8 protein-coding genes and 1 pseudogene are annotated in these 6986 nt (G+C 43.4%); 5 read left to right on the forward strand and 4 right to left on the reverse strand.

Going from position 1 to position 6986, the window contains the following annotated elements; all coding sequences use genetic code 11:
* Positions 1 to 170 precede the first annotated feature (170 nt).
* The 3 genes and pseudogenes from E5329_RS27490 (at position 171) to E5329_RS27500 (ending at position 1683) form a co-directional block, all read left to right on the forward strand.
* Positions 171 to 520, forward strand: a pseudogene (locus tag E5329_RS27490) (DUF3788 domain-containing protein).
* A gap of 106 nt (positions 521 to 626) precedes the next feature.
* Positions 627 to 1043, forward strand: a complete 417-nt coding sequence (locus E5329_RS27495) for a pyridoxamine 5'-phosphate oxidase family protein (protein ID WP_135992346.1) — start codon at positions 627 to 629, stop codon at positions 1041 to 1043.
* 94 nt (positions 1044 to 1137) lie between these two features.
* Complete coding sequence (locus E5329_RS27500; RefSeq protein WP_135992347.1) at positions 1138 to 1683, forward strand: DUF3795 domain-containing protein; 546 nt, start codon at positions 1138 to 1140, stop codon at positions 1681 to 1683.
* A gap of 88 nt (positions 1684 to 1771) precedes the next feature.
* Here E5329_RS27500 and E5329_RS27505 read toward each other — a convergent pair whose 3' ends face one another.
* From E5329_RS27505 to E5329_RS27520, 4 genes are all read right to left on the reverse strand, one after another.
* On the reverse strand, positions 1772 to 2197 hold the full coding sequence (locus E5329_RS27505) for a VOC family protein (RefSeq protein ID WP_135992348.1): 426 nt from the start codon (positions 2195 to 2197) through the stop codon (positions 1772 to 1774).
* 130 nt (positions 2198 to 2327) lie between these two features.
* Positions 2328 to 3314: an alpha/beta fold hydrolase gene (locus E5329_RS27510; protein WP_135992349.1), complete on the reverse strand. Its 987-nt coding sequence runs from the start codon at positions 3312 to 3314 to the stop codon at positions 2328 to 2330.
* Between the two features lie 82 nt (positions 3315 to 3396).
* Positions 3397 to 4746, reverse strand: coding sequence for an MFS transporter (locus E5329_RS27515; RefSeq protein ID WP_135992350.1), 1350 nt, complete (start codon positions 4744 to 4746; stop codon positions 3397 to 3399).
* Positions 4747 to 4774: 28 nt separating this feature from the next.
* Positions 4775 to 5440 (reverse strand): TetR/AcrR family transcriptional regulator, encoded by a 666-nt coding sequence (locus E5329_RS27520; protein ID WP_135992351.1) that lies wholly within the window; start codon positions 5438 to 5440, stop codon positions 4775 to 4777.
* 552 nt (positions 5441 to 5992) lie between these two features.
* Here E5329_RS27520 and E5329_RS31290 point away from each other — a divergent pair.
* The gene (locus E5329_RS31290) at positions 5993 to 6166 is read left to right on the forward strand and encodes a helix-turn-helix transcriptional regulator (protein ID WP_275443819.1); all 174 of its coding nucleotides are present in this window, start codon (positions 5993 to 5995) and stop codon (positions 6164 to 6166) included.
* Between the two features lies 1 nt (position 6167).
* Positions 6168 to 6986: XRE family transcriptional regulator (locus E5329_RS27525; protein ID WP_275443820.1), on the forward strand; the 819-nt coding region annotated here is incomplete at its 3' end.

A 6986-nucleotide genomic window follows, 5' to 3' on the forward strand; every position in this document is an offset into this window, starting at 1 on the left:
GCTGGCATAAAATCAAATGCTAATTAGGCCAGTTATTAATTATTCGATGTACTAGATTACGTTATGGGGTGATTCACTGACAGTTTCAGGCCAGAGAGTAATGCAACAGAAAATAAATAAGAATTTGCGGAGGTGATATTATGCTTGAAAATAAACCATCTCAATCAATTATGACTGAATTACTTGGACAATCCTTGTATCATGTATGGCAAGCATTATGTTCGGCTATTGATGAAAAATACGATATGGAACAGTTATGGAATACTGGCGGTAAGAAATGGACTTACGAGTATAATACGCAAAAAGAAATTGCGTTGGTTTCATGATTATTTTTGGGAAAGATGAAAGAGTAAAATTTGAAGCTATAAGGGATACTCTTTCTAATGCCGTTTGTGGGAAATATGATGAAGCCCAAACCTATCATGATGGAAAATGGGTAATGTTTGAACCGACTGATACAACTGAATTTGATGACTATATGAAATTGCTGGCTATTAAAAGAAAAACGAACCGAAAATAACAAACCCAGTTTTATGAAGTCCGCTTAAACGATATTGATGGAAACGAGATAGTGATAGCTGAGTTTGTATAATTTACAACCATGATTTAGAGAGGAAAATAATTTAATGGATAATTTATGTAAAGAAGCGGAGCAGATAATGATTGAACGTTTTGGAAGAGATACTATTATAGCATTGGCAACAACGGAAAATGAGATGCCCTATGTACGATATGTAAATGCCTATTATGAAAATGGCGCCTTTTATATCATTACACACGCGCTCTCAAATAAAATGCAACATATAAAAGCTGATCCTGTTGTTGCAATCGCCGGTGAGTGGTTTACAGCACATGGAAAAGGCATTAGCCTGGGCTATTTCGGAAAGATAGAAAATGGTATGATTGCAGAAAAACTGAAAAAAGTCTTTACTGAATGGATCGATAATGGCCATACTGATTTCGATGATGAAAACACTATTATTCTGCGTGTGGAATTAACAGACGGTTTGTTGTTCTCTCATGACACAAGATATGAGTTTTAACTATAAAATTCCTTGATTTGTTGGGGTAAGTATTACAAAGTTTATCTTAGTTTGAGTGTTTGCAGGTAAACTGTTTTAGGAAGGGAGAGACAGCATGAAAGGATTTAACCGAGAAAATCAATTATTTTCTCTCTGCGGTTTGAATTGCGGGCTTTGCCCTATGCATTTGAATAAATACTGCCCTGGCTGCGGCGGTGGTGAAGGAAATCAGTCATGTAAAATCGCAAAGTGCAGTATGGAGCATGACGGTGTCCAATATTGTTTCCAATGCAGTGAATACCCTTGTGAAAAATACGATTATATTGATGATTTTGATTCTTTCATAACACACCGGAGCCGAAGAGCCGATATGGAAAAAGCAAGGCGATTCGGGATAGAAGCTTATAATGTGGAGCAGACGGAAAAGGCTAAAATACTGGACATTCTTCTGTCCGGTTTTAATGACGGCCGAAAAAAGACGCTCTTTTGTGCAGCCGTCAACCTTTTGGAACTGCAAGAGCTGCAAACAGTACTCAGTGAAATTGAGCGTCAATCTGATATGGAAACACTGACGCTCAAAGAAAAAAGTGCTTTTGTTGCTGGACTACTGCAGGATACAGCGGAAAATATCGACTTAAAGCTCCGTAAGAAAAAGAGATAATTGCTTTTTCTTTGCAATCGGACAATAAATTAAAAAATCTATAAGAATGATGTATAAAACGGAAACAAATAAGCGTATAGAAGCGAAATTAGTGCTCTGTCTGATCTGTCATAATGACCCATCGAAAGCCGAATTTATCTATAAAACTGACACTGCAGGAACTGTATGTAGTGCTGTGTACCGGATAAATGATCTCGCTTCCGTCCTGCATAATCTCAAAGACCCGCTTAACATCCTCTTTTGTTTCCAGTGTGACAGTCAGTGAAAGGGCAGTGCTTGGTTTAAAAGGGATATCCAGATTATCCGCCATCATGATCCGTTGATTTCCGATAAGGAGTTCCGCATGATAGATATATTCTTTCTGTTCTTCTGACAGTTCTCTATGAAAATCTTCCCATTTTGCATCGCTGTACCGAAGCAGGCAGTTGATTTCTGCGTCGAATGCTTTTTGGTAAAGATATATTGCTTCTTCACATTTCCCATCAAAATTGAAATTCGGTGTAATAATTGCCATATTCGTATTCCTCCAATATGACTTTGCTGACAGATTCTATTTACAGTTATTTTATCAAAGAGAAATTAGAAATGCCATGTAAAAACCGCCCCTCATTCTGCAAAAACGGGGCGGCTTGTTATGCTTTGCTCTATGATAAGATTTTTTGCCAATAGGATTCTAATATTTTATTATCGGAATTGAAGATTTCGTGTTTACTCCCTTTTACCCGGATAAGCTTTGCGTCTATATTTTTCCTCCTGCATAATTTCTTCACAAATCGTTCCTGTTCCCTTTTGGAAACATATGTTTCGTATTCTGCCTGGAAGATCCGGGTAGGACAGGAAATCTGGCGCCACGCTTTCTTTTGGAGAGCATGGTTTAACCGATACGTCTGCCAAAACCATCCATAGGAGGCGGCGTTCATCTGGAATAAGGGCTCTTTGCAGCGTTTATCCTGATAATATAGGAATCGACATTCGGAAGCAGAAGCACTGTCGGCATATTGTTCCATTCCGTCATAGGGATGGTTTCCCGGCAGATAGTGTTCTTCCCCGCCTGCTATGCAGAAAGTCTTTGCAACGAGATATGCCAGCGGCCAGGGAAGGGGGGCGCTGTTTGGGCGTATCATTGGGGAGGAGAGGATCAGCCTCGAATAGATCCGGGGCTCTTGTGCCGCTGCACAGGCCGCAATCCCGCCGCCCATAGAATGGCCATACAGGCATATGGGAAGCTCCGGGAATTCCTGTGCCGCAAGGCGGCTTACAAACAGCAAGTCATCTACATATCTTTGATAATCATCAATATGTACCAGAGAGAGATCCCCGGTATCACTGCACAGCCTGTAGCTGCGGCCGTGTCCGCAGTGTTCCGGCATGAAGACATGGTATCCCCCGCGAAGAAAATAATAGATATTTTCCAGATGCTTGTCGGCTGTTTCCGTATAACCGTGGGACAGGATGACAATGCCCTGAGGCTGGTCTGCAAGGCAGCGCAGATAGAAGATCTTTTTTCCTTGTTCCCGCTCACAGTATTTTTCCGTTTTCCTCTCTGCAAGATAAGGCAGAACGGCCGACTCCATTATTTCCGCATATCCTTCTGCCGGTATGATCAGATTGTGAATGGTTCTTCTGTCCATGTAAGGGTTCTCCTTTCATTTCCTTGACGGGACATGGCGGTCCATACAGGTTACAACAGTCATGATCATGTATGGCAAGCTTCTACCGTATATCCCGGCTGATTTTGTGTTCGTCATAAAACAGGAAGATAATCCCGCCTAAAAAGCAGAAGCATGCCGCCGTAAACGCTGCAATGCGGTAACCCGTTCCCGAGGAATCCCCAACTGTGGAAACCGCTGTAAACAGGAGCATGGAGAGGCTCTGGCCCAGCTTAAAGGCAAAAGTCCTTGCAGCATAGAACATCCCTTCACGGTTGCTTCCGGTGCGCTTCGCATCGCTCTGGGCAATATCGGCAACCACTGCCTGAGGAAGGATCCCAAAGACCGCCATAGGTAAGGAAGCCGTAACCATAAGAATCAGACCCTGTACATTTGCAGAGATTACAGAGATCCTTCCAAGAAAGCCGGTATAGAGATATGAGAACGAAAAAATCACGAAGGCCGTTAATATCAGCTTTTTCTTGCCAAGTTTCGGCGCCAGCTTATTGAGCGGAATATAAAATACCAGTGACAAAGCGGTCATACCGACAAAATAAAGTGTGGTCATCGTTTCCGGAAGTTTCAGCAAGCTGGTGACGAAGAACGGAAGACCTGTCTGGAACATCGTAATGGCAATCCAGTACAGGATGTCCGACCCGACGAATTTCAGGAATTCCCGATTCCGGAATGTGGAAGCGAGGGAGGAAAACGCGGTATCCTGCGAGGGAACAGTATCCACATATTCTTTTTCACGGATTGACCAGACCGGCACCTGCATACAGAAAAATGCGATGACAGCCATAACCGTGAACGTCGCGCGGATTGCGCCTACACGACCCAATACCGGGATGAAAGCTCCCCAGATTACCGGCGCCAGATAGGCAACTGCGGTTCCGGCAATAAAAGTAAAAGAAATGATTGTGGAAATATTCAGGCGTTCCTGCTGGTTGTGCCCTAATTCCGGAATCAGGGCATTATAGGGCGTACAGTAAGCCGTGATTGACAAATAGTATACCATTACCATCACGAACAGGAAAACGGCATTGATCCAACTGTTCTGATTGACCGGAGACCAGAATATAAGCACGGTAGACAGAGAAAGGGGCAGGGCGGCCCATTTTAAAAACGGGATACGCCGGCCATTTTCAGAGGTACAGCGGTCCGACAGGGATGCAATTAAGGGATCTGTGAACGCGTCAAAAAGCCGTCCGAAGGCGGTAATGCCGCCGATGACCGTAAAGATTCCGAGAATAACCAGTCCCTGGGGAATAAACAGTGTCTGCCCCTGTGCGACAGAGGCTTCATCCGGCTGATAAAAGTATACGAGCCAGTTAGAAATCAGACCTGACAATAAGGACCATCCGAACTGTCCGGCCGCGAATAGCCATATTTTACCTGTAGATAGTGATTTCATATGCATCCTCCTTGCTGTTTCTTTTCTGTTATGCTCTTTTTGATTCTTTGCTGTTAAGCCCGTTAAGGAGGAGATCGCCTGCAATCTCTACCTGTAAGGCCAGACCGACTCGTTCGTCTGATGAAAGAATGTGTCCATTGCAGGCCAGTTTCTGCATCAGACTCAGAAGTGTGTGTGTTACGGAAAAGTATACTTCATCTATGGTGTATGAAAAGGCCAGACTTTTGTCCTTAAGGCCTTTTTCCAGAGCATTTGTCATATAAGGTTTCAGATTCAGGATATATTCTTCATATTCTTCCAGCCGTTCCTTTGAAATATGATATCTTTGGACAAAGATATCGAATTCCTGGAGAAATTTTAGAAACAAGAATTCTTCCCGAAAAATCTTTGTAAAGATCTGGAAAATATATTTTATCTGCCGAATGCCGTTCAGCTTCTGATATGCTTCCTGGGACAGGGAATCCAGATATTTTCCGGCGACCATCTGCCAGTAGGCAATTCCTGCCGAGATCGCAAGCTCTGCTTTGGTTTCAAAATAGCGGTAGATTGTGGCAGGGCCGACACCGACTGCTTTGGCAATCTCCTCCACGGATGTATCTTCAATCCCTTTTTCGCAGAATAGCTTCAGGGCAGTATGGAGTATCTGCTGTGTACGTTGCTCCATCTGCTGTTTCCGAATCTTGGATTCGCCCATAAGGAACATCTCCTGTCTTTCTTATTTTATGATAGTAATACTATCACTTTTTGAGAATGATGTCAATATTTACGTCCTTTATGGCGCACATTTAGAATACGGGAAGTGCTTTTCACTTAAAATAGCGGTTGCAGGTATTCAACCCCTCGCCGTCAGGCGACTTTTAAATACTACAGATGTAAGATATAAGGCATAACGGAACGAAAGGAAGATTTCAGGTTGTTCGTGTGAACTGGTCATCAAGGAGGAAAGTATGAAGGGGAAAAGCAGGCACAAACATAAGGGTTCTTCATTGCGAATATTCAGCGTTTATTATTTCCTTCTTAGATTTTACTATCCAGAGCCCCCTTCTTCTGCAGGACGTAATTCATGGAATAGTATATCTTATGTTCCTATATTTATGGATCCATCTTGAGATTCATCGCTTACAGAAGTTTCTCTACGGTTGACTTTTTGGCGAAAAAGTGGAATGCTGCTCGATTGATAGGAAATCCTTTATTTATTATAATGAAGAAAAGATGTAATACAAGAGATGATAAGGAGAACAATAACATGGGCAGACTAAAATTATCGGACAATATTATCCGGCTCAGGCATGAGCGGAAGATCACGCAGGAGGAACTGGCGGATTTTCTGGGAGTGACCAAGGCATCCATATCCAAGTGGGAGAATGCCCAGAGTACACCGGATCTGATGCTTCTGCTCCAGCTTTCCGCTTTTTTTTGATATGACGATAGACGAGCTGATCGGGTATAAAGCCCAGCTCTCCAGAGAACAGATCCGCCGTTTCTATGCGGAACTCGTAGGAGATTTTGTAAAACGGCCCTTTCGTGAAACGATAGAAAAAACCCGTAACCTGGCCCGACGGTACTATTCCTGCCATCCTTTCCTTCTCCAGCTTATCATATTGTACTGGAACCATTACATGCTGGCAGAGTCAAAAGAGGAACAGGCGAAGCTTTTGGAGGAGGCAGTCTCGTGGTGCGACCATATCTTAGAGAACTGCAGCGACGTAGGCGTGTGCAGTGATGCCCTGGTTTTGAAAGCAGGCTTAAGCCTCCAACTGGGGAAAGCAAAAGAAACGATTGCTATGCTGGAGCCGGTGTCAGATCCTACACGCCTTGCAGGGCAGGATGGGGGACTGTTGGTTCAGGCTTACCAGATGGCAGGGGAACCTGAGAAAGCCAGAGGCTATATCCAGACGAGAGAATATCTGGATCTGCTGAATCTGGTGAGTGATGCCATGATATCCCTGGCTTTATATCAGGATGATTTCAAGAGATGCCAGAAGACCATATACAGGATTGGAAATGTAATAGAACAATACCGATTGGAACAGCTTCATCCGAATGTGGCGGCGCAGTTCCATAATCAGACAGCGGTAGTGTATGCTTTGAACGGAGCGGAGGAAGGGGCGCTTAAGTCCCTTCGCTCTTTTCAAAAATGTGTTGACAGACTTTTATGTGCAGAAAAGATGACGCTCCATGGGGATGATATTGTCAATATCCCTTTACACTTTTTCTTCACGAAATCTTTAAGATGCCTG

The organism is Petralouisia muris, from assembly GCF_004793545.1.
Taxonomy (GTDB): Bacteria; Bacillota; Clostridia; order Lachnospirales; family Lachnospiraceae; genus Petralouisia; species Petralouisia muris.

Coding starts and splice junctions, on each gene's coding strand:
- E5329_RS27495 (WP_135992346.1), top strand. CDS start 627: ATGGATAATTTATGTAAAGAAGCGGAGCAGATAATGATTGAACGTTTT.
- E5329_RS27500 (WP_135992347.1), top strand. CDS start 1,138: ATGAAAGGATTTAACCGAGAAAATCAATTATTTTCTCTCTGCGGTTTG.
- E5329_RS27505 (WP_135992348.1), bottom strand. CDS start 2,197: ATGGCAATTATTACACCGAATTTCAATTTTGATGGGAAATGTGAAGAA.
- E5329_RS27510 (WP_135992349.1), bottom strand. CDS start 3,314: ATGGACAGAAGAACCATTCACAATCTGATCATACCGGCAGAAGGATAT.
- E5329_RS27515 (WP_135992350.1), bottom strand. CDS start 4,746: ATGAAATCACTATCTACAGGTAAAATATGGCTATTCGCGGCCGGACAG.
- E5329_RS27520 (WP_135992351.1), bottom strand. CDS start 5,440: ATGGGCGAATCCAAGATTCGGAAACAGCAGATGGAGCAACGTACACAG.
- E5329_RS31290 (WP_275443819.1), top strand. CDS start 5,993: ATGGGCAGACTAAAATTATCGGACAATATTATCCGGCTCAGGCATGAG.